At 69.6% G+C, this 24,317-nt stretch carries 20 protein-coding genes and 2 pseudogenes; 12 read left to right on the forward strand and 10 right to left on the reverse strand.

What is annotated here, in order from left to right; translation table 11 throughout:
• Positions 1-54: 54 nt before the first annotated feature.
• From AB0E07_RS25725 to AB0E07_RS25740, 4 genes are read left to right on the forward strand one after another with little or no spacing between them, the layout of a single operon-like run.
• A complete protein-coding gene (locus AB0E07_RS25725; RefSeq protein WP_362256647.1) occupies positions 55-1,107 on the forward strand; it encodes an ABC transporter permease in 1,053 nt (350 codons plus the stop codon).
• Entirely contained in the window at positions 1,104-1,961 is an 858-nt protein-coding gene (locus tag AB0E07_RS25730; protein WP_362256650.1) for an ABC transporter ATP-binding protein, read from the forward strand. The genes AB0E07_RS25725 and AB0E07_RS25730 overlap by 4 nt, the downstream gene beginning before the upstream one ends.
• Position 1,962: 1 nt before the next feature.
• The gene (locus tag AB0E07_RS25735) at positions 1,963-2,946 is read left to right on the forward strand and encodes an ATP-binding cassette domain-containing protein (RefSeq protein WP_362256652.1); all 984 of its coding nucleotides are present in this window, start codon (positions 1,963-1,965) and stop codon (positions 2,944-2,946) included.
• A gap of 54 nt (positions 2,947-3,000) precedes the next feature.
• Positions 3,001-4,575 (forward strand): ISL3 family transposase, encoded by a 1,575-nt coding sequence (locus AB0E07_RS25740; RefSeq protein ID WP_362256655.1) that lies wholly within the window; start codon positions 3,001-3,003, stop codon positions 4,573-4,575.
• 581 nt (positions 4,576-5,156) lie between these two features.
• Here the strand turns inward: AB0E07_RS25740 and tnpB are convergent.
• The 3 genes from tnpB to AB0E07_RS25755 all read right to left on the reverse strand — a co-directional run bounded on the left by tnpB (position 5,157) and on the right by AB0E07_RS25755 (position 7,816).
• Positions 5,157-6,614, reverse strand: a complete 1,458-nt coding sequence (gene tnpB / locus AB0E07_RS25745) for an IS607 family element RNA-guided endonuclease TnpB (RefSeq protein ID WP_362256658.1) — start codon at positions 6,612-6,614, stop codon at positions 5,157-5,159.
• On the reverse strand, positions 6,611-7,195 hold the full coding sequence (locus AB0E07_RS25750; RefSeq protein ID WP_362256660.1) for an IS607 family transposase: 585 nt from the start codon (positions 7,193-7,195) through the stop codon (positions 6,611-6,613). Before AB0E07_RS25750 ends, tnpB begins: the two co-directional genes overlap by 4 nt.
• Positions 7,196-7,510: 315 nt before the next feature.
• The gene (locus AB0E07_RS25755) at positions 7,511-7,816 is read right to left on the reverse strand and encodes a hypothetical protein (RefSeq protein ID WP_362256663.1); all 306 of its coding nucleotides are present in this window, start codon (positions 7,814-7,816) and stop codon (positions 7,511-7,513) included.
• 609 nt (positions 7,817-8,425) lie between these two features.
• On the opposite strand from AB0E07_RS25755, the gene AB0E07_RS25760 reads away from it, so the two are divergent.
• The 4 genes from AB0E07_RS25760 to AB0E07_RS25775 all read left to right on the forward strand — a co-directional run bounded on the left by AB0E07_RS25760 (position 8,426) and on the right by AB0E07_RS25775 (position 15,130).
• A complete protein-coding gene (locus AB0E07_RS25760) occupies positions 8,426-8,788 on the forward strand; it encodes a hypothetical protein (protein ID WP_362256666.1) in 363 nt (120 codons plus the stop codon).
• Positions 8,789-9,147: 359 nt separating this feature from the next.
• A complete protein-coding gene (locus AB0E07_RS25765) occupies positions 9,148-11,157 on the forward strand; it encodes a hypothetical protein (protein ID WP_362256669.1) in 2,010 nt (669 codons plus the stop codon).
• A 1,022-nt stretch (positions 11,158-12,179) separates the two neighbouring features.
• Positions 12,180-13,583, forward strand: a complete 1,404-nt coding sequence (locus AB0E07_RS25770; protein WP_362256672.1) for an SGNH/GDSL hydrolase family protein — start codon at positions 12,180-12,182, stop codon at positions 13,581-13,583.
• A 173-nt stretch (positions 13,584-13,756) separates the two neighbouring features.
• Positions 13,757-15,130 (forward strand): VanZ family protein, encoded by a 1,374-nt coding sequence (locus tag AB0E07_RS25775; RefSeq protein ID WP_362256675.1) that lies wholly within the window; start codon positions 13,757-13,759, stop codon positions 15,128-15,130.
• Positions 15,131-15,624: 494 nt separating this feature from the next.
• Here AB0E07_RS25775 and AB0E07_RS25780 read toward each other — a convergent pair whose 3' ends face one another.
• Entirely contained in the window at positions 15,625-17,115 is a 1,491-nt protein-coding gene (locus tag AB0E07_RS25780; protein ID WP_362256677.1) for a SulP family inorganic anion transporter, read from the reverse strand.
• 415 nt (positions 17,116-17,530) lie between these two features.
• Here AB0E07_RS25780 and AB0E07_RS25785 point away from each other — a divergent pair, with 415 nt between their 5' ends.
• Positions 17,531-17,941: a MerR family transcriptional regulator gene (locus tag AB0E07_RS25785; RefSeq protein ID WP_362256680.1), complete on the forward strand. Its 411-nt coding sequence runs from the start codon at positions 17,531-17,533 to the stop codon at positions 17,939-17,941.
• A 582-nt stretch (positions 17,942-18,523) separates the two neighbouring features.
• On the opposite strand, the gene AB0E07_RS25790 is transcribed toward AB0E07_RS25785, so the two are convergent.
• Positions 18,524-19,099, reverse strand: coding sequence for a TerD family protein (locus AB0E07_RS25790; protein WP_362256682.1), 576 nt, complete (start codon positions 19,097-19,099; stop codon positions 18,524-18,526).
• A 304-nt stretch (positions 19,100-19,403) separates the two neighbouring features.
• Here AB0E07_RS25790 and AB0E07_RS25795 point away from each other — a divergent pair, with 304 nt between their 5' ends.
• The 3 genes and pseudogenes from AB0E07_RS25795 to AB0E07_RS25805 all read left to right on the forward strand — a co-directional run.
• Complete coding sequence (locus AB0E07_RS25795) at positions 19,404-19,808, forward strand: BlaI/MecI/CopY family transcriptional regulator (protein ID WP_362256685.1); 405 nt, start codon at positions 19,404-19,406, stop codon at positions 19,806-19,808.
• Between the two features lie 174 nt (positions 19,809-19,982).
• A pseudogene (locus AB0E07_RS25800) lies at positions 19,983-20,358 on the forward strand (BlaI/MecI/CopY family transcriptional regulator).
• A 5-nt stretch (positions 20,359-20,363) separates the two neighbouring features.
• Positions 20,364-20,563 (forward strand): annotated as a pseudogene (locus AB0E07_RS25805) (M56 family peptidase); the annotation flags it as partial.
• A gap of 134 nt (positions 20,564-20,697) precedes the next feature.
• Here AB0E07_RS25805 and AB0E07_RS25810 read toward each other — a convergent pair.
• The 5 genes from AB0E07_RS25810 to AB0E07_RS25830 form a co-directional block, all read right to left on the reverse strand.
• Positions 20,698-20,961 carry a GlsB/YeaQ/YmgE family stress response membrane protein gene (locus AB0E07_RS25810; protein ID WP_362256687.1) on the reverse strand — a complete coding sequence of 88 codons (264 nt, stop codon included), beginning with the start codon at positions 20,959-20,961 and terminating at the stop codon, positions 20,698-20,700.
• Positions 20,962-21,048: 87 nt separating this feature from the next.
• Positions 21,049-21,504 (reverse strand): TerB family tellurite resistance protein, encoded by a 456-nt coding sequence (locus tag AB0E07_RS25815; protein ID WP_362256689.1) that lies wholly within the window; start codon positions 21,502-21,504, stop codon positions 21,049-21,051.
• Between the two features lie 115 nt (positions 21,505-21,619).
• Positions 21,620-22,681, reverse strand: coding sequence for a sporulation protein (locus AB0E07_RS25820; RefSeq protein WP_362256691.1), 1,062 nt, complete (start codon positions 22,679-22,681; stop codon positions 21,620-21,622).
• 95 nt (positions 22,682-22,776) lie between these two features.
• Positions 22,777-22,998 carry a hypothetical protein gene (locus AB0E07_RS25825; protein WP_362256694.1) on the reverse strand — a complete coding sequence of 74 codons (222 nt, stop codon included), beginning with the start codon at positions 22,996-22,998 and terminating at the stop codon, positions 22,777-22,779.
• A gap of 1,028 nt (positions 22,999-24,026) precedes the next feature.
• Positions 24,027-24,233: a DUF2180 family protein gene (locus AB0E07_RS25830; protein WP_362256697.1), complete on the reverse strand. Its 207-nt coding sequence runs from the start codon at positions 24,231-24,233 to the stop codon at positions 24,027-24,029.
• Positions 24,234-24,317: the final 84 nt, after the last annotated feature.

The raw sequence follows: 24,317 nt of genomic DNA on the forward strand, positions 1-24,317 counted from the left end.
GAGACCAGCGCGGATACCGGCATTTAAGTCAAGGCGGGTGGGTTTATGTGGGCGATGATCCTCAAAGAGTTCCTCGAGCTGCGCCGGGACAAGCGGACGATGGCGATGATCATCGTGTTGCCGCTGGTGCTGCTGGTCATCTTCGGCTACGCCGCGAACTTCCAGGTCAACGACGTGCCCACCCGGGTCTACGGACCGACGGCGCAAGCTGTGGCAGCACAGCTGAAGGCGCCGTTCGACGTCAAGGAGGTCGACCCATCGGGCACCAGGGAGGAGGCGACCGACGCGCTGCGTGCGCAGGACGCCGGAGCGGTGGTGCTCACCGACGAGACGGGCAAGTCCTCGACGGTGCTGATCGACGGGTCGAGCCAGTTCTCCGCCCAGGCCGCCTCCTCCGCTGCTCTGGCGACGGGCGGCGCCCTCAAGCCGGACATCCTGTTCAACCCGGATCTCAAGACGTCGTGGGTGATGGTCCCTGCCCTGATCGGCATGATCATGGCGTTCATCGGAACGATCGTCACCGCGATCGGGCTGGTGCGCGAGCGTCAGGCCGGGACGCTGGAGCAGCTGGCGGTGATGCCGTTCAAGGCCTCCGACGTGATCGTCGGGAAGATCGCCCCGTACTTCGTGCTCGCTGCCGTGGACATGGTGCTGGTGACCGTGCTGGGCTGCCTGCTGTTCGGAGTACCCTTCGCCGGCAACATCCTGGTACTGGCCCTGGGGGCCGTGCTGTTCCTCTTCACCGTCCTGGGCATCGGCGTGCTCATCTCCTCCGTGTCCCAGAACCAGGGCCAGGCCATGCAGATGGCCCTGCTGACCCTCATGCCCCAGATCCTGCTCTCGGGCATGATCTTCCCGCTCGCGGCGATGGCCGCCGGGGTCCGCTGGATCGGCTACATCTTCCCGCTCACGTACTTCAACATGATCTCCAACGGCGTCATGCTCCGTGACGCCCCGCTCAACTCCCTCGCCCTGCCCCTGGGGGTCCTGGCGGGCATGTCGATCCTGGTCTTCTCCGCCGCCGTGCTCCGCTTCCGACGCGACCTGGCCCCCGCCGCCCCCAAACCGACCGCCCGCAAGACCGTCCCCGCCGGGAGCGTCCGATGAGCCCCGACACCGCAGGCACATCCGCAGCCGACACACACCAGTGGGGCGCATTCGACGTCACCGTCACCTTCGGTGCCACCACCGCCCTGGACCACGTGACCCTGGCCGCCGTCCCCGGACAGGTCGCCGCCGTCGTCGGCGGAGACGGAGCCGGCAAGACGACCCTGCTGCGCATCCTGGTCAACCGGGTCCGCCCCGCCACCGGACACGTCCAGGCACCCGCCACCGTCGACTGCGGATTCATGCCCACCGGCGCCTCAGGCGTCTGGCAGGACCTCACCGTGGACGAGAACATCGCCTTCGTCGCCGCCGCCCACCACCTCACCGGCACACGCCTTGCCGAACGCCGCGAACAGTTGCTGAACGCCGCAGGCCTGGACCAGGCCACCGACCGGCTCGCCGGGGCGCTGTCGGGCGGCATGCGCCAGAAACTCGCCTTCTGCCTGGCCATCCTGCACCGCCCCCGCCTCCTCGTCCTGGACGAACCCAGCACCGGCGTCGACCCCGTCTCCCGCGTCGACCTGTGGCGCCTGATCTCCCGCGCGGCCGCCGACGGCGCCGCCGTCGTCATGGCCACCACCTACCTCGACGAAGCCGAACGCGCCTCCACCTGCCTGGTCCTGGACCAGGGCCGCGCCCTGACCACCGGCACCCCCGCCGAAGTCCTCGCGCACTCCCCCGGCACCCTCACCACGGGCACCGCTCCGGCCGGACCGGCAGACCTTTCCTGGCGTCGCGGACGGGCGACCCGTTCCTGGCACCCGGGCCCCGCCCGCCCCGGCGAACAGCCGTTCCCCGCAGACATGGAGGACACGGTGATCGCCCTCACCCTCGCCGCCCGGCAGGAGACCTGACATGGCCGAGATCCTCGTCAGCTCCGACACCGTCACCAAGCGCTACGGTGCCTTCACGGCCGTCGACAGCGTCACCATGGACGTGGGCCCCGGTGAGATCGTCGGCCTGCTCGGCGCCAACGGTGCCGGCAAGACCACTCTCATCCGCATCCTGCTCGGCCTGACCGTGCCCACCGAAGGCTCCGTCACCGCCTTCGGCCGCACCCCCGACCGCACCACCCGCGGCCGCCTCGGCTACGTCCCCCAGGGCCTCGGCCTGTGGCAGACCCTCACCGTCGCCGAGAACATCGCCTTCGCCTCCGCCGCCTTCGAAGCCGAACCCCCCGTCCTCGACCCCGCCCTGGCCGCGGTCGAACACCGCCTCGTCGGAGAGATCGGCCTCGGCCTGCAACGCCAGCTCGCCTTCGCCATCGCGCTGGGCCACCACCCCGAACTCCTGGTCCTGGACGAACCCACCTCCGGCGTCGACCCCCTCTCACGCGCCCGCCTGTGGGACGCCGTCCACCAACAGGCCGAATCCGACACCGGAGTCCTGGTCACCACCCACTACATGCAAGAAGCCCAGCAGTGCGACCGGCTCATCCTCATGTCCCACGGAAACGCTGCGGCGCCTGTGATCAGGGGCGAAGTGCAGTCCGGAGGCGAAGGCGTCTTGGGCGTGGTCGATGAGGCCGGAGTTGCCGGTCTTGGCGCCGCCGATGTTCGCGGCCTGCCCAGACTCGGCACCAACACCCACCACAAAGGGTCCGCCAGTAGACCGACGGCCCCTTGCGCGGGGGCGAGCCCAAAGACTCCCCGGTGTTTCGAGAGATCCTCGGCTTCCCTTATGTCCCCGCCTGCCGTGGCGCGTTGCTCATCGGATCTCCTTCGTGGATGGCTTCAGCCCGGGGTGGGGGTACCTCCCGCTTGCGGGTGTCGGCGTACAAGTGAACGTGGCCCCGGCAAGATTTCCGTGAAGCCGGGGTGTGCCACCGTGTGCCGGTGACACTCCGTCACCGATAGCGGCATTGTCGGCGAGTGTGATGACCTCGTACGGATCATGTCTCCGCACCTGGATGCGGTGCGGGTGGAGCGGGTGTGGGTGGCGGGCGGCGTGGTCCGTGTTGCGGCCTGTACCAGCGAGTTGACGGTGAGGTGTCCGGACTGCGGTCGTGGTTCTGCGCGGGTGCACAGCCGCTATGTCCGCACGCTGGCCGACTTACCTGTCAGCGGGCGCCCGGTGCAGATCGGGCTGGCAGTGCGGCGATTGTTCTGCGACGGCCCGGGCTGTGCTCGGCGGACGTTTGCTGAGCAGGTCGAAGGGCTGACGGCGCGCTACCAGCGCCGCAGTCCGCTGCTGCAGCACCTGGTGGTGATGGCCGGGGTATTGCTCGCCGGTCGCGGCGGGGCTCGGCTGCTGCAGATCCTGCAGGTGCCGCTGTCGCGGACAAGTGTGCTGTTCCACTTGATGCGTATCCCGCTGCCGGCGGCACCGACTCCGCGGGTGCTGGGCGTGGACGACTTCGCCCTGTACGCAGACGTTTACGGCACCCTGCTCGTGGATGCTGACACGCGGCTGCCGATCGATCTGTGGGCCGGACGCGACGCCGAGCAGCTGGCCGCCTGGCTGCGGACGCACCCCGGAGTCGAGGTGGTCTGCCGGGACGGCTCTTTGGTCTACCGGCAGGGCATTGCCGATGGCGCCCCGGATGCGGTGCAGGTCAGCGACCGTTTTCACCTCTGGCAGGGGCTGTCGAAACGGGTCTCGGACATCGCCGCCGCCCACCGCAATTGCCTGCCCGCCGCCGTCCCCGAACCCGAACCGGCCCCACCACCGCCGACGGACCGGTCCGAGACGCCCGATACTCCCGCCCGCCGTCACGCCAAGCAGCTGTTCGAAGCGGTGCACGCAGTCTCTGAATCCGGCCGCTCGCTCAGCGCCATGGCCCGCGAGCTGGGACTGAACCGACGAACCGTAGCCAAATATGCACGTGCTACCTGCTGGCAGGAGTGCGTACGGCGTCTCCCGCCCCGCCGGTCCACGAGCCTCGACCCGTATCTGGACTATCTGCGTCAACGCTGGGAGGAGGGCGAGCACACCGCGACGGTGCTGCACCAGGAGATCGTCGCCAAGGGCTACTTGGGCCACTACCAGCGGGTCAAGATGGCCATCGCGCCACTGCGTCGCGGTCTGCCGATCGACACACCAGGCGAGCGGCCGCCCTCGCCCCGCCAGGTCGCCCGGTGGATCACCACCGCCACGACCCGACGCAGCCCGCACACGACCGAGGCACTTCGTCGGCTGTTCGCTCACTGCCCGGAACTGGACCGAACTCACGACTTGGTACGGCAGTTCGCGGCCATGCTCGACGCCCGCGACGCCGCCCCTCTGCCGGGCTGGCTGGAGCAACTCGCGGCCTCCCGCCTCCCAGCCCTGACCGGCCTGGCCAAGGCTCTCCGCGAGGACCAGCCTGCGGTCGTGCAGGGGATCACCACCCCGTTCAACTCCGGTGTGAACGAAGGCCGGATCACAGACCTGAAGCTCCAGAAGAGAATCATGGCGGGCCAAGCGGGAGTTCCGCTCCTTCGCCACCGCGTCATCCTCATGGCCCACCTCCGACGCCGCTACCGGTGACGGAGCGTCACCGGCGCACGGTGGCACACCCCGGCTTCACGGAAATCTTGCCGGGGCCACATTCAGAAGTACGCGGACAGCGGGGGAGAACCGAAGCTCCTGCGGAGCAGGGGGAGGAAGAGCCGGTTCACCGCCAGGGCGGCATTGACCCCCGACTGCCCGCGACCTGCCACAAAATGACGGGCCAAGTCGCTGCCGCAACCGGTCCGGGGTCACTCGCAGGCGATACTGACCGCGCCCTTCCAGGCGATTCAGCGAGACGCCCCTCGTCGTCGGTGCCGTCCTTCGGGCGGGGGCACCCGGAACATCGCCCGCCGTAGCCGACCGGGCAGAAGGGCCCGCCCGGCCATGACCAGCCCGATGCCCAGCAGGGCGCCTCCGACGGCGACGCAGCCGGCAGACAGCCAGCCGATCCTGTTCTCATCGGCCCAGGCGCCGACGGTCGCGGCAACGAGGAATCCCAGCACACATGTGGCGCTGATGAGGACATACCACCAACGAGAGAGCACAGGTTCACCCGTTGCCAAGACCGTAGTCAGGTCTCAGCATTCCGGGTATTTCGGCCCGGAAGGTCCGTCACATCACCAAAGCGTGAGGGCTTCGGCTTGAGTACGGTCTCTCGCTTCCGTCTGCCGCTGGTGCGGCAGGGTTGCGCCACCTGCCCGCCCCGCCTCCGCCTTGCGGCGGGGGCGGGTGGCGCGGGTCTTACGGTCGGCTCCACGAGGCTTCGACACCACCACGGTGGTGTCCTGGTCTCCGGCCACTCCGGTACCAGTTGCTGCTGCCGCCGCGAGGGCGGCGAGGTTGAGCGCGGCGTTGTCGTCCCGGTCGGTGACCAGACCGCAGACGTCGCATTCATAGGTCCGCATGTGCAGCGGCAGCTTGGCTTTCACCGCGCCGCACGCGGAACAGGTCTTGGAAGAGGGGTACCAGCGGTCGGCCACGACGAGGCGGGTGGCGTGGCGCTGGCGGGTCTTGTAGGTGAGCTGGCGGCGGATCTCCCCGAATCCGGCGTCGGCGATCCGGGGGGCCAGGCGCCGGTTCTTCACCATGCCGGCGACGTTGAGGTCCTCGACCACGACCGTGCCGTACTCGGCGGCCACGCTCGTGGTGAGCTTGTGCAGCGCGTCTTCGCGGAGATTCGCCACCCGGTGATGCACTTTGTTCCGCTGGGCGTTGGCCTTCTCCCAGCGGCGGGACGGCTTGCGCCCGGTCCTGCGGTCGGGGCCCTGGCGGCGGGAGACGATCCGGGATGCGTGGCGCAGCTGCTTGCGGGCGGCGTCGTAGTGCCCGGGATTCACGACGGTGCGGATCTCACCCGTCGAGTCGGCCATGACGGCGAGGGTCTTCACACCGAGGTCGATGCCGACCGCCACATCCGGGCGCGCCACACGCTCCAGGTCGCGCTTGACCTCGACCTGGAAGGAGGCGAACCAGCGCCCGCGTTCGTGGCGGACGGTCGCGGACAGGATCCGTGCGGTCTGGGCCTGGATACAGGCAAGGAGGCTGCCGGTGGGTTCGTGGGTGCGGATCGTGCCCAGCCTCGGCAGCGTCACCTGCCGGCCGTCCGTGTCCACGCGGATCGTGCCGGTGGTGAACCGGCAGGCCAGACGCGCCTTCCGCTTCGGCTTGAACCGGGGCGCGCCCATGCGCTTGCCGCGCCGCTTGCCGTTCTTCGACTTGGCGTAGTTGTCGAACGCGGCCGACGCGTTCGCGAGGCCGGTGTTGTATGCCTCCTTGGAGTTCTCCTCCCACCAGGGGGCGAACCTGGGGTCGGTGTGCTTTGCGGCGTTGAAGGCCTTGCGCAGCGAGGGCAGCGACCATGGCCGCCACTCGGTCAGCGACTCCTCGGGGATCCCGTAGGTCTCCTCCGCGCGGCGCTGCCACCACGACGCCGTCACCCAGCCGACAGCCCAGTTGTACGCGGCCCGCGCGGCACCGCAGTGCGAACGCAGCGCGGCCTCCTGGGAGGCGTTCGGGTCCAGGGCGAACCGGAACGCCTGCACCACGAACCCGGGCTGCGGCTGGAACTTGTTCACCCCGCGTCCTCGCCGGTTGCCACAGCCACCGCGCGAGCGGCCCGGTTCTTCGCCGCCCGCCGCCCATACAGGCGCGCGCACATCGACGTGAGGACTTCGGTGATGTCCCCTACGAGGTCATCGGCGGTCTCGGTGGGGTCGAGGACGACCAGACGCCGCCCGGACGCCGACAGGACCGCTTCGAGGTGCTCGACACCGAACCGGGCCAATCGGTCGCGGTGCTCGACCACGACCACAGCGGCGGACGGGTCGGACAACACCCGGTGCAGCTTCCGGCGCCGGCCGTTCAGCCCGGAACCGACCTCGGTAACAACCTCGGCCACGGCCAGGCCGAGCCCGTTCGCTCCGGCCACGACCCGGACCGCCTGCCCGTCAAGGTCCGCTTTCTGGTCGGCGGACGAGACACGGCAGTACGCGACCACCCGCCCCGCCTCCACGGTGGCAGCCGGAGCGGGCTCATTGACCAGCCACGTCCCGGACGGCGCCTGACGGACCGGGACGGGCATCTTCCCGTCCTTCACCCACCGCCAAGCGGTCTGGTAGCTCACGCCCTGCTGACGGGCCCACTCCGAAAGCTTCACCAGGCCAACGTACGCGAAACAGCCGACTAGATATGACTATCAATGACTAGAAAATGTGCAGCAGCTCTCACCCCTGCACGTGCCGCGAACAGGACCGCCTGGCAGCGGTCCCTCGCTGTCCGCGCTGAGTTGCCCGGCGTCGGCGCAGCCAGTCACCGATCTCCCCGATGCCGACCAGGAACGCGGAGGAGGCGGCGCAGCCCGTGAGGGAAGAGCTCTGGCCGGCAGCGTGCCCAAGGAGCCACAGAGCCAGGGCCAACAGCAGCCACCAGGCCGTGAGGGACCAAGCATGCCTGACGAGGCGGGTATGGCCGGTCATCGAGTGACCACCCCGGCCCGTTGGGTGGTGACGATCATTACGATGCATCCCGAGAGCGTCACCAGCGTCACCAGCATCGCCAGGCTCGAGGCGGCCAAGGTGATCAAGGGCGGGGCGCCGACCAATCGAGGAACGGCGTTGAGCGGCGCAGCAGCGTAGAAGGCGAGAAGCGCCAGGCCGCGCGGCCGCATCGGAGCCAGACGCGGACGCAGCCGCTGTGGAATGCGGCCGGTGAGCAGCGCGACGCCAGCGGGCAACAGAGTGGCAGAGAAGACGGACAGGCCTATCCATTGCCAGTGCATGGGAACCAGGGCTCCTGTCGCGGGTGAGAGTGGTCACCTGCGGCGGAGCGCGGTGAGTACGAAGACGCCGAGGACAAGTAGGCCCAGGCCGAGTACAAGGACGGGGAGGCCAGGACCGGGCAGCACGTAGAACGCAGCCCCTGCAAAAGAAAGCAGGACTCCTACAATCACCAACGCGATGGCGGTTGTCCGCATGGCAGCATGAGTCATGACGGTGAGTCCTCCGGGCAACGTCGGCGAATGGGCACACAGCCCCTCAAGACGCCGACCAGACTTCCCGGCACGCCCACGCTCGACTTGACGCGTTCGCCACAGACTATCTTCCGCAGCCACCCCTGCCCAGCCCCCCGCCTTCCCTCACCCGCCGCTCACCAGCCCTGCGCCCGCCGGACTGCCACGCGACCAGAATCCGGCGCAACCTCGGATTCTGCCTTCTCGCCCGTTCGACGGGAGCGTGGAGGCCGCGAAATGGCGAGTTGAGGTCCACAGCCCGGACCATGTGCATGAAATCGACGGCGTCTACTGCGACCAGGTCCCCACGGATAGGCGCCGGCGAATGTACATGAGGGGCGGGCCAGACCACTGCAAAGGGTGCACGGATCTGTGGCCGTGGTGGCGGCTCTTGCCGACGTCCGGGCCCAGCAAGACGCCTGTCTCGTCGTACTCCGTCAAGCCGTCCTCCCGAACGAGGTCCTGCTCGACACGGTCTGCGGCGGAGTCTGCTGGGACCCGTTGTTGTTCAGCGCCGAGGAGACGGCGTTCATGAACTGGTTCCCGCTCGCCAAGCGCCAACTCGACTTCGGCGAGGCGGACATCCGCACCGACCCCGACTCCGGCACCTTCTCCGCGCGACTGCTCGTCCTGGCCCCGACCGCCGACGGGGAGCGCATAGAAGGTGTCAACGGCAGGTGGCTCTCCCGCCAGGGCATACTGCTCACCTCGGTCGCCCTGCGGCGGACCACAGGACAGTAGCCGTCCCACATCGTCTGTCAGGGCACGACGGTCGTGTGCGGCCCGGCACTCCGGCTCGCGCGGTGGAGCCGCCATCGCGGTCGGCCGCGCCCGCTGTCACGGCTCCCCGCAACGGCGATCGGGAGACTGCAGGTCTCGGCCGTGCCGTCCGGAACGTTGCCGGCGGCCACCGCGTGCGGCCGCCTCGGCCGTCCGGTCCCGCTGCGGTCACCTGAAGGGGTGGCAACGACGCCGTGTGACGGCGGCATGGGCCGTTTCCGTGCCGCTTCGCTGAAACCGTGAACCCCATAGCCAAGGCACCGAGACTCTGCCGACGGAACGCCCGGCGGCACCGTGTTCCCGCCCGAAATGGAGTTCTTGTGCGTCGTCGCAGAGCCGCCGTGCTCACCGCCCTTCTGGCCTCTCTCGTGGTGGGTGCCGCGTATCCGGAGACCACCGGTGAATCGTCGCCGGGACACGGCACGCTGATTCAGCACGGTGTCGTGCGCAGCGGCAGTCGGCCCATTGCCGCCGCCGAGGTGACACTGCTCCAGGCCGGGGACCACCCCGGTGCAGGCGCCCGGCCGCTGGCCCGCACACGCAGCGACGCCCACGGTCGCTTCAGCCTCTCCTACCGCGGTCGGCACAACCCGGATGCCGTGCTGTATCTGACCGCGGACGCGGGACCGGTCGGCCACGGGCACCCCCGGGCCGCCCGCCGCGTGCGGCCGGTCCGGCTGGTCGCGATGCTCGGCACAGGCCGCCGTACCGGCAAGGTGGTGCTCAACGAGCGCACCACCGTCGCGGCGGGGTTCGCGATGGCGCAGTTCACCCGTGGAGGAGAGGTTGCCGGACGCAGTCCCGGGCTGCAGAACGCCGCAGCCGTCTCCCACAACCTGGCCGACATCACCAGCGGCACGGCTGCCAGAATGCTCACCACCGCCCCCAACGGCAGCCAGACATCCACCCTGCGCGCCTTCAACACCCTGGCGGACATCCTGTCCGGCTGCACCGCGGGACAGACCTGCGGCACGCTCTTCGACCTGGCCGGACATCCCGGGGCGCCCGCGCCCCGGGAGACCTTCCAGACCGTCGCGGACATCGCCCGGCTGCCCGGCAACCACGTCAGCGAACTGTTCGCGCTGGCCGACGGCCGCGACATCTACCGGCCCAGGCTGACGGCGGCCCCCGACGCCTGGACCCTCGCCCTGCGCTATGTGGGCAACGGCCACGAACTGGACGGACCGGGCAACGTCGCCTTCGACGCGGAGGGCACCGCCTGGATCGGCAACAACTACGTGTTCAACGCCGATCCCCGGCAGCCCGTCTGCGGTTCCCGCATCCTGTCCCGGCTGACTCCCACCGGCCACGACGTCCCCGGCGCGCCCTACCGAGGCGGCGGCCTCTACGGCGTGGGCTTCGGCACCACCATCGACCCCAAGGGCCATGTATGGGCTGCCAACTTCGGCTTCCAGGGCACCGGCTGCCCCCTGGACGCCAGCCGCCTGTACCGCAGCGTCTCGGAGTTCACCGCCGACGGCCGGCCCCTCTCACCGCCCCAGGGCTGGCGGCAGGGCGACATCGTCCAGCCGCAGGGCATCGTGTCGGACCGTCAGGGCAACATCTGGGTCGCCAACTGCGGCGGCAGAAGCGTGACCCGGATCCCCGAGGGGAACCCGCGGCGGGCCCGGAGCATCGCACCCGGCGGCGACAGCCTGATCAAGCCGTTCGGCGTCACCGTGGACACCCGGGGACGCGCCTGGGTGACCGGCAACGGAAGCGACAGCGTCATGCTGCTGTCGCCGCAAGGCACACCCCTGCGCTCGATCACCGGCGGCGGGATCAAACGCCCCATGGGCATCGCCTCCGACAGCCTGGGCAACGTCTGGGTCGCCAACGGCGGCGCGGTGGTCGCACCCTGTGAGGGCACCACGCCCGCCATGGTCGCCGAGGCGATCAAGGACATCGTCACCCGGCACGTCGACGCGTCCGTCACCATGGTCCGTCCCGACGGCACCACCCCCGCCAAACCGTTCGTCAACGACGGACTGTTCCTGCCCTGGGGCATCGCCGTCGACGGCAACGACACCGTCTGGGTGGCGAACTTCGGCGGCCACCGCCTGGCCAACCTGTGCGGGGCCCGCCACTCCGCCTGCCCACCCGGACTCCGCACGGGCGACCCGATCTCACCGGCCGACACCGGCTACACCAGCGACGGACTGCACCGCAACACCGCCGTCCAGATCGATCCCTCCGGCAACGTCTGGCTGACCAACAACTGGCGGACCGTACCGCTGCAGACCAACCCCGGCGGTCACGAGATGGTCGTGTTCATCGGACTCGCCGCTCCCGTGCGCACCCCACTGCTCGGACCGCCGCAACACCTCTGACAGCAGGAGCCCGGGAGCTGAACTGCCCAATGCCCGATCGGCGTCGGCTCCCGGCGCCGCTATTGACCACCACGGCTGACCTCCCGGTCCTGCCGGGCAGTACCGCACAACTCTGCCCGGGCCCGGCCGTACAGACCCAGGAAGCCAGCTGGCGGAGGGTGTCCCGGCCCTTGGTTTCAGGGCACCCGCACCAGGAGTCCGCTGGAAGGCGAGGGTCCAGGGGCTGCGGTGATCCGTGCCCGCAGGCCGGGGTACGGGACCTGCACGGCTGCCGCCCCCTGGTACTGAACGCGCCCTCGCGGGAGACGGTGGAGTAGCCGGCCGGAAGGTTCGGCAGGCGGGTCAATGCCCCGTCGCGGGCCCGAGAACAGTGGAGTCTCGTGGTTCACGTCCTCGACCACCGCGGTAGCCCCTCTACCAGGTGGTGCGTCCCTACGCGGCCCCAGAGCCCGGACGGCGACCCCGTCGGCGGCGTAAACGCAGAGGTAGCCAGTGCCCCGGGGCTGCCGGATGCCTGGGCGACTGCAGCTGAGTGTCTTCCGCCGCGCAGTGCACGCCCTGAAACATGTCCAGGACCGCCACCCGCTGGGGAAGAAGGCCCCACTCACCGTCATCACAGCGCTCACGCTGCCGACGCTTCTCGTCTCCAGCGTGCTGGCCCTGATCCTCACCGGTGACACGGACTGCACCGCCGGCCGGATCACGAGAGCGGACGGCGCCGTCACGGCGTGGAGCATCCTGAAGAGGCCGCTGCCGGCCTGCCTGGCCACCTGGTCCTGGTGCTGTTCCGCTTCGGCCGGGCCACCGCCTACGGCCTGCGACACCCGCCCGAGCCCTTGTCCGACCGGTCGGACAAGGGCTCGTGGGCACCGAACTCCCTCCGCCCGTTGCAGCACCATCGGCGCGGTGGACCCGGTACTGTCGTACTGCCCTGATGCCCCGGCGCGGACTGCAGAAAGCCCCTCGACGAACGAGCCGAGCGCCCGGCACCCAGCCGCACACCGGCCGGCCGAAGGAGCCGTATGCGCCCGTGGTTTCGCCGAATACCGACCGTCCTCGGGTACTCCGCCGCTGTCCTGGCCGTCGCCGCCGTGTCCATGTGGCTGTCAGTGCGCGTGACCCCCCTGCAGACGGCCACCCCGGCCGGCCAGACCGTGCATGTGGGCGCGGCCTCACCGGACCTGAGCCTGTCCGGGCCGGGGGAACTGGACCTCTTCGGCCAGGTGATCCCCACCCGGCCCCACTTCGAGGGACCCATCCGTCCACGGCTGAAACTGACCAACATCGCCCTGAACGCCCAGGCAAGGGCTCTCACCCAACCGGGAGGCGCCCAGGCCGCCGGAGCCGACCTGAGCCGGCAGCTCACCTCCGCCTGGACGCGCTACCTGCTGTGGGAAACACTCATCGCCGCGGGATTCGCGGCGATGATCGCTGTGACCGTGGCGAGCATCCGCCGCTCAAGCCGCACGACGACGCTGTGGACGCTCTGCATCGCCGTCGCAGGCGTGTGCGCCGTCAACGCCCTCGGCGTCTACCTCCTCGCCTCCGCCACCCCCCAGGTACTGCGGCAGGTTCGCGGCATCGAGGATCTGGTGGGACCGAGCACACCCACACCCGTGCGGGCCATCGGCGCGCCCGCCCGGCCGGGGGTGCAGGCCGTGGTCCTCGGAGACTCGACCGCCGCCGCGATCGGCAACGCCCCCCTGGACAATCCCACCGCCGCCGACAAGGCATGCGGACGCAGCAAGGACGCCTACGCGGTGTATCTCGCCGCCGCCAACAACTGGAACACCCTCAATCTGGCCTGCAGCGGCGCCACCATCCGCGAGGGCCTGCTCGGATCCCAGCAACGCGGCACCACCCGGGTGCCGCCCCAGTTCTCGGCCGCGATGGGGGCCACCAAAGCCTCGGTGATCATCGTCAGTATCGGCGCCAACGACATCCACTGGTCCACGCTGACCGCGCTCTGCGCCGCGGCGGACGCCTGCGACGACCGGGCGTCCACCGCCTACTTCCAGCAGCAGATCGCCGGATTCACCACCGCCTACTACGATCTGCTCGGCAGTCTCGCCGCGCTGCCCCAGCACCCCCGGGTACTGATCAACGAGTACTACAACCCCTTCGGCGAGAACGTCGACTGTCTCAAGGACCAGGGCATCACCACCGCCAAGGCCAAGGTCCTCGAATCCCGCCTGGAGGAACTCAACTCCGTACTGCGTCAGGGCGCGCAGACCTTCAACTTCACTGCCGTCCCTCAGCACTTCGACGGCCACCGCCTCTGCAGCGACCAGCCCTTCGTACAGGGACCGGACGCGAACGCGCCCCTGCACCCCAACGCCGCGGGTGAACTCGCCATCGCCCTCGCCGACCAGCAGGCGCTCTCACGCGCCCCCGCACCCACGCCCACAGCGCAGCACACACCGTAAGCCACCACCGCGCGCACCACCCGTACCGCCCTTACCACCGCTGCCCGCCGGGCCGTCAGCGCGCGGCACGACCCGAGCCGGAGGGAGAGAGTCCGCGATCCGCGATCCCCTCCCTGGGGCCGACGGGTTATTGCCAATTCCGGTCAGGCTTGGGAGGATCCGAGCGACCACTCATGGGGATACCGCGCGGCCACGGTCCCGCGGTCGGCGGCGGCGCATGCCGCAGACAGAGGGCACCCGCCGTGTTCCGCACCTATCTGCTGCCGGTCCAGGCAGCAGTGACACTGTTCCCCCTGATCACCATGCTGATCATGGTGCCCGCCGCTGTCCACGGCTATCGCCGTCGCGGCCGGGCCGGCGGCTGGCCGGTTGTCGTCTTCTACAGTTTCGTGTTCTACCTGCTCGCGGCCCTGCTGCAGACCGTCATGCCGCTGCCCGCCCGCACCAGTGCCTTCTGCTCCACCTCCCGCTACGCGCAGAGCCCGCAGCTCGAACCCTTCGACTTCTACACCCGCGTCGCTTCCGCGTCCGGCGGTGACTGGTCGGTGAGCACCCTGGCCGGCCTGGCCGTGACCTGGACCACCGTGCTCAACGCGGTGCTGCTCCTGCCACTCGGCGTCTACCTGCGCTACTACCTGCGCCTCAGACTGCTCCCCGCGACCGCTCTGGCCTTCGCCACCTCCCTGTTCTTCGAAACGACCCAGTACACGGGCCTGTGGTTCGTCTACGCCTGCCCCTACCGGCAGTTCAACGTGGACGATCTGATCCTCAACACCGCCGGCGCGGTCCTGGGCTGGCTCGTCGCCGGGCCGCTCACCCGGTTGCTCCCCGCCAACGACCCGGACCACGAGCGCGCCCGCTACGGCGGGCGCGTCACCTTCACCCGCCGCCTACTCGCCTTTGTCACCAATCTGGCCGGGTGGCTGATCACATGGACCCTGATGACCGGCCTCCTGGCAGTGGCCACCGACGTGTCCACAGGACGCCGCTACGCGTTCGTCCTCGGCAGCGCCCTCGGCCTGCTCTGGTTCTGGCTGGTGCCCGCCTTCACCGCTTCCAGCCCGGGCAAACGGGCCGTACGGCTGCGCATCGTACGTCCGGACGGCAGCCGCGCCGGGTTCGTCCGCATCACCGTGCGCACCTGGGTGGCGTACGCTCCGCTCGCCCTGATCTGGCTCTCGGCCGCCCAGTACACCCGCGACGCCCTGCTCCCCGCCCCCGCCGGTCCGCTCGTCCCGTACGCGGCCGCGCTCGCCGCCGCCGTCCTGTGGGGCTGGACCCCGCTGTCAGCCCTGCTGCGCCGCGACAGCCCCCCGCTGCACGAACGCTGGTCCGACACGGTCAACCACGCCGTCGAAGAACCCTCACGCGACCCCGTCCTCAGCGCACCGCCGATCCCCTGGCCGTCCGTTCTCACAGCGGGACCCGAAGACGTGCCCGCCCCGGTCCCGGCCAAGCACTCCCCGCCCGGACACAGCGCGGCAGGGGATCATCACAGCGACCTGACCAGCGCACCTCTCGGCGGTGACGCCGGCGACCCGGCTTGATCGAAGCAGCCGGCACCGACTGGCACGAAGTCCTTGCGAGACCGGTCACGCCGAGCCGCGCGCCTCGTCCGTCGGCGCCCGGGCACGTCCCTCGGGACTCGGCCGTCCGGCACCGAGGGGCACACGTAAGAAGGCCAGGCGCTGCCCTGGGAGGCCGTGACGAGTCTCGGCCACCATGCCGTGATGATCCGCGACGAAACGGCGCTCCGGGGACCACCACCAGGACCAGACCCGAGAGCCGTCCCGCCGAACAGCTCCGCAGATCACGGGCAGCCCGGCGGACGGCGTGCCCGTGGCCTCTGCCCAGCCGTCTCTCGTGGGAGAGTCCGAGGCGGTGGCGAGCTGACCGGCCCGCATCGCCACGCTGCTTCTTCCCTTCGAGTCGGGTGGGCCCGAGCGATGGTCAGGAGCGGCGGGTGCCGTCTGGGTCCCGAGACTGCCATCGGCCTCCCGCCGTGAGGCAGGAGGCCGATGACGGCTGGGCTCGGTGGCGGTCAGTGGCTGGCGGCGAGTTCGCCGCTGAGCTTGCCGTGCAGGTGGGCGCTGGGGTCGTTCAGGCCGGTGATCTCCACGGCCTTGCCGCGCTGGGCGTACTTGGTCTCGATGGCGTCGAGGGCGGCGACGGAGGAGGCGTCCCAGATATGGGCGGCGGACAGGTCGATGACCACCTTGTTCGGGTCACCCGCGTAGTCGAACTGGCCGACGAGATCGTTGGAGGAGGCGAAGAACAGCTCGCCGGTCACCCGGTAGACCACGGTGGTGTTGTCGGGGTCGGTGACGGACGTGACCTCGGCGAGGTGGGCGACCCGCCTGGCGAAGATGACCATGGCCGTGATCGAGCCGACGACGACGCCGACGGCCAGGTTGTGGGTGGCCACGACACACGCGACGGTGATCACCATGACGGCGATCTCGCCGGCCGGCATCCGCTTGAGGGTCTTGGGTGCGATGGAGTGCCAGTCGAAGGTGGCGAACGACACCATGATCATGACGGCTACCAGGGCGGCCATAGGGATGTCGGAGACGACCGGGCCGAAGACGATGCACAGCACCATCAGCAACGCGCCCGCGAGGAAGGTCGACAGGCGGGTGCGGGCGCCGGAGACCTTTACGTTGATCATCGTCTGGCCGATCATGGCGCAGCCGCCCATGCCGCCAAAGAACCCGGTGACGATGTTGGCGATGCCCTGGCCGATCGACTCGCGGGTTTTGTTGGAGTGGGTGTCGGTGATGTCATCGACGAGCTTCGCGGTCATCAGCGACTCCATCAGGCCGACCAGCGCCATCGCGAACGCGTACGGGGCGATCGTCGTCAGCGTGTCAAGCGTGAACGGCACGTCGGGCAGACCCGGCACGGGCAGGGAGGACGGCAGGGCGCCCTTGTCGCCCACCGTCGGTACCGCGATGGCCGCACCGACGGTGATGACGGTCAGGATGACGATGGACACGAGCGGGGCGGGGATCACCGTGGTGATCTTCGGGAAGAACACCATCAGCGCCAGGCCGCCGATGATCAGCGGATACACCGCCCAGGGGACGTCGGTCAGCTCGGGGACCTGGGCCATGAAGATCAGGATGGCGAGGGCGTTGACGAAACCGACCATCACGCTGCGGGGGATGAACCGCATCAGCTTCGCCACCCCGAGCGCGCCCAGCACGACCTGGAAGATGCCGGCGAGGATGACGGCGGCAACCAGGTAGCCCAGGCCGTGCTCCCGGTTGAGCGGGGCGATGACGAGGGCGACGGCCCCAGTGGCGGCAGAGATCATCGCTCGGCGTCCGCCGACGACGGAAATGACGACGGCCATGGTGAAGGATGCGAACAGGCCGACCGCAGGATCGACGCCGGCGATGACCGAGAAGGAGATCGCCTCGGGGATCAGCGCCAGGGCGACGACCAGGCCCGCGAGGACCTCGGTGCGCCAGACCTTCGGATCGGTCAGCCAGTCGGGCTTCAGGCCGCGCAGGCGCGCGGCCTGGGACACAGCGGTAGCGGAAGACAAGAGTTCGGGAACCTGTCGTGCTCGGGCACACCCTGCGGCAGCCGGGGACGTGCGGGAGGACGCGGAGGGGCCGGGCCGGCACCCCGCGGACGGCCCCGTCAGCGCGGAGCCGGAAGACCAGAGAGAACGGAGCAGGCAGGCGCGAGGGCGCCGGGCTCACCATCGGGTCGAAGCGTCACGGCGGGCAGGCGGCGGCGCCGGGCGTCATGGGCTCGCGCACGCGCATCTCCTGAAAGAATTTGGAACTTCGCCGGGGGCGACATCGGCCCCGACACGGCAGCTGCTGGAGCAGCAGTGCGCCCCTCCAGCATCAGCAACTCTACCCTAACGTTAGAGTAGGCATGGGCGGGTCCCGGCCGGGGCGACCGCTGTGACGGACAGAGCCAGGAGCGGAGACGTGGACGGCAAGCACATGCAGATCGGCGAGGTCGCCGCGCGCACCGAGCTGTCCCTGCGCACCATCCGGCACTACGAGGAGACCGGTTTGGTCGTCCCCTCCGCACGCTCTCAGGGCGGCTTCCGCCTCTACACCGACAATGACGTTGCCCGTCTCATGGTCATCCGCCGGATGAAGCCGCTCGGCTTCACCCTGGACCAGATGCGTGACCTGCTGGACGCCACCGACCGCCTCGACGCCCGCGGTGAGCCCGGCCAGGACGAGCGCGAGGCGCTTCTGGAGCGCGTGCGCGAGTACGAGAAGGCCGCAGCCGAGCAGGTGGAGAAGCTGCGGATCCAGCTTGCCCGCGCCGAGGACTTCGCCGCCACGCTCCGCGCCCGGCTGCCCGAGAACGAGCCGGCCCGCAACTGATCGCCGAGCGCCGACAGAACCCGCCCTTCCCCTCTGCCTTCGCACTCGACGGCCAAGTCCAGCACGACAGCCCCCTCGGAATCCGCACGTGGGCACCGCGAAGAAGCGGCTCAGGGGTGGCCCCGGCGCATTTACGGCAAGGCGTGCGCTCCCTCAGCTTTTTGCCCTTCATTCCCAGGACTCCTGCCTAGCGAGTCCGGCAGCATGTCCGCAAGTGACCGTCGCGTAGGCTGCTACAGCTCGTGGGGGCCGAGCCACTGCGGCGCGGACGGCAGCAGCTGAGGAGCCTGTCCGTCGAGGTCAGCAGCGCAGGCTCCGAGACCCGCGGGCCGCGGGGCCGCGAGGCCGCGCGACACACGTGGCTTGATGGCGGTCTGGCCAAGGTCAGCACCGTGTTGACTTCGTCCCCCTCCTGAAGGAGGCGGATCCCTACAGCTCGCGCTGTAGGGGTTGAGGAGGGGAACCAGCGGTCGACCGCGATCACGTCGCGGCCGTACCAGCCGGCCTTGTACTCCAGCAGGCTCCGGAAGTCGCCCCACGCGGCATCACGGTACGGCCCGCCCGCCGACGCGTGGTGGTGGGTCAGACGTTGACGCCGAAGTCGGAGGCGATGCCCGCCAGGCCGGAGGCGTAGCCCTGACCGACCGCACGGAACTTCCATTCCGTGCCATTGCGATACAGCTCGCCGAAGACCATCGCGGTCTCGGTGGCGGCGTCCTCGGAGAGGTCGTAGCGGGCCAGTTCGGCGCCGCCCGCCTGGTTGACGACGCGGATGTAGGCGTTGCGGACCTGGCCGAAGCTCTGGCCACGGTTCTCGGCGTCGTGGATGGAGACGGGGAAGACGATCCGGGCGACGTCGGCGGGGACCGTGGTCAAGTTGACCTTGATGGCCTCGTCGTCACCTTCACCTTCACCGGTGAGGTTGTCGCCGGTGTGCTCCACCGATCCGTCAGGGCTCGTCAAGTTGTTGAAGAAGACGAAGTGCTGGTCGGAAGCCACCTTGCCGGACTCAGTGACCAGCAGAGCGGAGGCATCGAGGTCGTAATCGGTGCCCGTGGTCGTGCGGACATCCCATCCGAGGCCGACCAGGACGGCCGTCAGGCCCGGCGCCTCCTTGCTCAGCGAGACATTGCCGCCCTTGGAGAGGCTCACACCCATGTCGCATCCCTTTCCATGTCCGAGGGCCGGGCGTAGGGGCCCGGACCACTGAGTGACTGAACTTGAAATCTACAGCACTGTAGAAGTTGTTGGGCTGACCGTCCATGTGCCCCCTCCCTGTGCCGCCCGGCGTGGCGGTTCGCCGCACTGTGTCGTGATGCCACCCGGCGGCCCTCTACCTTCACACCGCCGGAGTCAAACATCTACAACGGCGTAGAAGATGGTGGGGGCAGAGGGCATCGTGAACATGTGCGAGGGCGCGCTTGTGCTCCTCGTGCCGGCAGCGACGGAACGGGAGTGGCAGGTGGATGAGAAGCATGGTGGACCCCCGCTGCGTGAGCGCCCCCGCAGAGGCCCGGGCGAACTGGAGGCTCGTGTGCTGGCCGTCCTGGGCGGAGCGCCGGGGCCGGTGACGGCCGGCTGGGTGCGCGACCAGATCGACCCCTCTCTCGCCTACACCACGGTGGTGACCACACTGACGCGGCTGCACGGCAAACAGGCCGTGCTGCGCAGCCGCGCCGGGCGCTCCTATGTCTGGAGGGCCGCTTCGGACACGGCGGGGCTGGCCGCTCGGCGCATGCGCCAGATCCTCGACCAGCAGAGCGACCGGGGCGCCGTGCTCATCCGATTCATCGCTGAACTCCCCCCTGACGACGAACGGTTGCTGCGACTGGGACTCGGCACCACCCGTGCGGGCAAACCCAGTTGACAGATAAGGCCCGCTCCGCCGGCCCATGCTCCGCTCTCGGAAGTGGACATCGTGGAAACGGCGTCGGACGGGTGGGAAACGGCTCAGTACGATGAACCTCCCCCGCAGCGGCAGGCCGGGGCCGGCCGACGGGGAGGTTGACGGTATGACTGACCAGACAGGGGCGGTCCCGGGCTGTCCGCGCGCCGCCGCGGCCAGGGAGAGCTGGAGACACAGGTGCTCACCGCGCTGCACCAGGCCCCCGGAGCGGTTCCTGCGGCCTGGGTCCAACAACACCTCGGGGGCAGCCTCGCTTACACCACGGTGATGACCATCCTGACTCGACTGCACGCCAAGGGCGCGGTCGCCCGCCGACAGGGGCGGGCCGCTCGTTCGAGTGGAGGCCACCGCCGACGCGGCCGGGCTGGCCGCCTTGCGGATGCGGAGGGTTCTGGACGCCGAGGGCGACCGGGAGGCGGTCCTGGCCCGCTTCCTGACCAGCCTGACGCCGGGGGATGAACAGGTGCTGCGCGGTCTGCTGGCCCCGGGCCCTGGCGAGGGGGAAGACTGACCGCCATGGAGGTCTTCGTCTTCTTCCCGTTGGTCCTGCCGTTGACGGCCCGGCCCATCGCCCGCCCTGGCGAACAAGGTCTGCACGCCAGGGCGGCGACCTGGCTGCAGTCGGCCGTCGCCGGGATCCTCGCACTGTGCAGCACCCTTGCACGGTCCAGTTGATGGTGGTCGGCACCGCGCGGCTGCCCGGAAATCCGCTGCCTCGGCGCTGTCCTCGGCGAACTCGGCCGTCACCCTGTTCCTCGTCCTGCACGCGGCCGCCTCGATATGGCCGCCAGGCACGCCGAGGGGGTGCCGGCGCCTGCCCGGCGTCAGCACCCCCTGCGTCCGGCACAGCTCAGGTGCGGCCCTTGAGGCGTTCGACAGCGGCGACGCCGACTGCGGCGAGTCCGACCTGGATGGCGAGTTCGATCCAGTCGATGCCCTTGGTGTCGGCGACGCCGACGCCGGCGGCGATGGCGGTGCCGACCAGAGCGGCGACGATGCCGACAGCGATGGTCCACAGGATGCCGGTGTGCTGCCGGCCGGGCAGGGCGAGCCGGCCCAGCACGCCGATGATGGCGCCGATGATGACGGCGGTGATGATGCCGGAGATCTCCATGCCGTTCCTTCCTCGAAGTAGTCCGCTGCTCGCATGCCCGTTTGCCACCTGCTCACGCATGGTGTGGGCTGCTGATGCGCCGCCGCGTTACAGGTCGAACTCGTGGGGCGGCAGTTCGAGGGCGTAACAGGCTTCGCGCACGACCTGCTGCTCGTCCTTGTCGAAGTCGCCGTCGGCGCCGCCGATGACGATGCCGATCTGGATCACGGCGCGTGCCTCGGCGGGCTTCTTCTTGGCCTTGGCGACCTCCTGCAGGACGCTGACCTTGCCGAAGTCGAAGTCGGCGGACAGTTTGTTGCAGTTGTCGTCGAAGCGGCGCTGCAGGTCCTCGGCAGGGAAGTTCTGCAGCACCTCGTTGGTGGCGATCAGCTGGGCCACTTTGCGGCGCTCGGACGGGTCGATGGTGCCGTCGGCCGCGGCGACGAGCGCACACATCGCCATGCTGGCGTCGCGGAAGGCGCCGCTTTTGAGGTCGTTCTTCTTCGCGTTGAGCTGGGTCTGCATCGTCGATGCGGACTCCTTGATGCGGTCCCACAGGGCCATGCCCACTCCGTACGTCTCAGGGCCGTCCGGGCCGAAGGAAGGGGACGGCCCGGACAACCACACCTTCTACATTGATGTAGAAGTTACCAGGGGTGGTCAAGACTGCGCGGGCTCCTCAGTCCTCGCCGCCCTCTTCTTCCTCGTCGCCTTCGAAGAAGTCACCCACCTCGTCGACGACTTCAGCCGCGACCATGCCGCCGACCACGCCGACGGCGAGTCCCGCCGCGCCGGCCGCGACCACGGTGCCCATGCCGGGTCCGGACCGGTGCCCGTGGCCGCCGCCGTGGTGATGGTCGCCGTGACCGTGCTCGCCCTTGTGGGCGTGGCTGCCGTGGGCGGCGTAGGGGTCGTGTCCGTCGTGGCCCTCGTGGTGCGCAGCGCCGTGCCCGTAGGAGCCGTAGGAGGCGCGGTGTTCGACCATCTGACGGATCCAGCCGTCGACTTCCGCGTGCCAGTCGATCTGCTCGACGCCGTGGTGGCCGACGGTGAAACGGGACGTCGCGTCGCGCCCGCCGGAGAAGAGGCCGCCGCGCTTGTCGGCCTCCAGGACCACCTCCATTCCGGCCGGGCCCGCGAGGAAGGTCACCTCGATCTCGTTCATCTGGTGCGCGTACTGCGGCGCCGGGGTGAGCTCGATCTCCTGGTAGAACGGCAACTGCTGACCGGTGCCGCCGATGCGGCCCAGCTCCAGGTCGGCGGATCTGAAGCCGAAGCCGATCTGCCCGAATGCCTCCAGGATCGCCTCCTGGGCGGGCAGCGGGCGCACTGCGAGCTGGTCCAGGTCGCCCTTGTCCTTGGCGCCCGCCACCGCCAGTTCGGTGCGTACCCCGAGCACGATGCCCAGGCCCTGTCCGTACAGTTCGGTGATCGGGGTCTCCCACGGCAGCGCCACGCTGAAGGGCACGCTGTGCGGTTCGCCGGCGCCGAGGCGGAAGCTGCCGCCGACGGTGAACCGGTCGAAGACGATGGCGCCCTCGGCCTCCCCGTCCTCGTGCTCGGCCTCGACGCGGGCCATCAGCTCCAGGGTGATGTGCTCGACCGTGAAGTCAGCTTCACCGCCCCTCAGGTGGACCTGCCCGCCCAGGCTCCCGCCAGGCAGCACCGCGCCCGGGTCGAGGACCGTGTCCACCGTGGGCCCTCCCACGCCGAGCGAGCCGAGCAGCCGTTTGAACACCATCCTGGCGTTCACTCCTTCGTGTGTACGTGCGGTTCGTGGTTCCGCCGGGCGGCGGACCCCGAAGGGAGTGGGGTCCGCCGCCCGGCGGGAGAGGGCTACTTGGCGGATGCGTCGAGTGCGGCCAGGGCCTGCGCCCAGCGTGCGTACTTCAGCTCGGCCAGATCGGCGACCGTCTTGACGCCGAACGCCTCCTGCAGGAGATCACCGTCTTTGTCCGAGACTCCCTTCAGCGCGGAGACCGGCGCTGCGAGGATCTCCGGCAAACTCTTGTCGGCCCACGCCTTGTCCAGCACCTTGTCCAGGTCGATCGAAGCCACGACAGCCCTCCCAGGGAAAACACCGATGGACATCCCGGACGACGTGCCGCCGGGTGGCCGTGACCGGCCGATAATGGCCTGCTCAAACCGGTGTACGCCCCTCCCGCCCCTGCCCGTCGCCCGCAGGGCGACCGGAAACACCGGGCCCGCCCCTCGCGTTATCTACACGCATGTAGAAGCATAGAGGGGAAGCGCCTTGCAGGGACGACAGCCCGGCGAAACGTCCGAAAACCACCCGCGCGGACGGCCGAAGCCGCCCCACAAGGTGACTTGGCCGCCCCATGACCAGGGGGTCCGATGGAGTCCGGCGATCTCTTCCAGGAGGTCTTCGACGGTGAGGTTGCCCTCGGCGCAGCCGTCGCAGCGCGATAGGCACGATCTCGCTGCCGAGGAACAGCGCGGTGCAGCGTCCCGATGCCACGTGCACGGTCGATCCGGGTCCGGCCACGTCCAGGGCCCGCTGGATGCCGGCGAAGGGAGCACGACAGCTGCGGGGGTTGGTGTCGCTCCCGCGCGGTGACACGTAGATGTCGTGTCCGCCCCGGGGTGCGGCGGCGGACGCCGCGGGCACGGAATTTCCGGTCACGGCCAACAGGGCGGCCGCAGAAGCGAAGTACCGGATGAGTCTCCTCGGCCGTGGAGCCGGTGCGGAACGCGGAGAGACGATGCCGAGGGGGCGATGGTGGAGCCCCAGGGGCGATCGTGTCCGCGATGCCGAACAGGGCCATCGTGGGCAGTGAACGGGTGGCGTTGAGTGCCCGAGGCGGCTTCGGTGAGGGAGAGCGGTTCACGCCGACGAGCAGGCTTCCGCCGACCACTGCGGTGAGGCTACCGAAGGCGACGGTGAACCAGGGCAGGTGCTGCTGAACAGGGCCGCCGACAGGCTGGACGAGAAGCCCGAAGGCACCGAAGAGAGCAGCGAATCCGACGGTGATCGCTGCGTTGGGGCGTGCGGCCTTGTCCAAGAGCGCGGGAGCGGATTGGGCCTGCTACGCCGGGCCACGGGGAGGATTCGGCGCCCCTCTAGCTCATACCGCCTGCTCTGCCGCTCGGCAGGTGGGGCACGTCAGCCGGCGGGCGGACCGGTTGTGCATCACTTTGCCGGGGTGGGCCGGCTCGCGGATCTGCATGGTCTCGGTGCGCACATGGGTCGCGCACACGCCCGCCCCGCACACGGTGCAGACGGCGACTGCGGCAACCGATTGGCCGATCTCGTCACATTCGAAGCAGTTCATGGCACTGCCCCTTCGGTCGGCGGCTGCGAGAGGTCACATGACACCTCACATCTGGGGCGGGTCCCCGCACAGAGGCCGCTGAAA

Origin of the sequence: Streptomyces sp. NPDC048002 (assembly GCF_040653275.1) — a bacterium.
Taxonomy (GTDB): domain Bacteria; phylum Actinomycetota; class Actinomycetes; order Streptomycetales; family Streptomycetaceae; genus Streptomyces.

Coding starts and splice junctions, on each gene's coding strand:
- AB0E07_RS25725 (WP_362256647.1), top strand. CDS start 55: ATGATCCTCAAAGAGTTCCTCGAGCTGCGCCGGGACAAGCGGACGATG.
- AB0E07_RS25730 (WP_362256650.1), top strand. CDS start 1,104: ATGAGCCCCGACACCGCAGGCACATCCGCAGCCGACACACACCAGTGG.
- AB0E07_RS25735 (WP_362256652.1), top strand. CDS start 1,963: ATGGCCGAGATCCTCGTCAGCTCCGACACCGTCACCAAGCGCTACGGT.
- AB0E07_RS25740 (WP_362256655.1), top strand. CDS start 3,001: ATGTCTCCGCACCTGGATGCGGTGCGGGTGGAGCGGGTGTGGGTGGCG.
- AB0E07_RS25755 (WP_362256663.1), bottom strand. CDS start 7,816: ATGCACTGGCAATGGATAGGCCTGTCCGTCTTCTCTGCCACTCTGTTG.
- AB0E07_RS25770 (WP_362256672.1), top strand. CDS start 12,180: ATGCGCCCGTGGTTTCGCCGAATACCGACCGTCCTCGGGTACTCCGCC.
- AB0E07_RS25775 (WP_362256675.1), top strand. CDS start 13,757: ATGGGGATACCGCGCGGCCACGGTCCCGCGGTCGGCGGCGGCGCATGC.
- AB0E07_RS25790 (WP_362256682.1), bottom strand. CDS start 19,099: ATGGGTGTGAGCCTCTCCAAGGGCGGCAATGTCTCGCTGAGCAAGGAG.
- AB0E07_RS25810 (WP_362256687.1), bottom strand. CDS start 20,961: ATGGAGATCTCCGGCATCATCACCGCCGTCATCATCGGCGCCATCATC.
- AB0E07_RS25815 (WP_362256689.1), bottom strand. CDS start 21,504: ATGGCCCTGTGGGACCGCATCAAGGAGTCCGCATCGACGATGCAGACC.
- AB0E07_RS25820 (WP_362256691.1), bottom strand. CDS start 22,681: ATGGTGTTCAAACGGCTGCTCGGCTCGCTCGGCGTGGGAGGGCCCACG.
- AB0E07_RS25830 (WP_362256697.1), bottom strand. CDS start 24,233: ATGAACTGCTTCGAATGTGACGAGATCGGCCAATCGGTTGCCGCAGTC.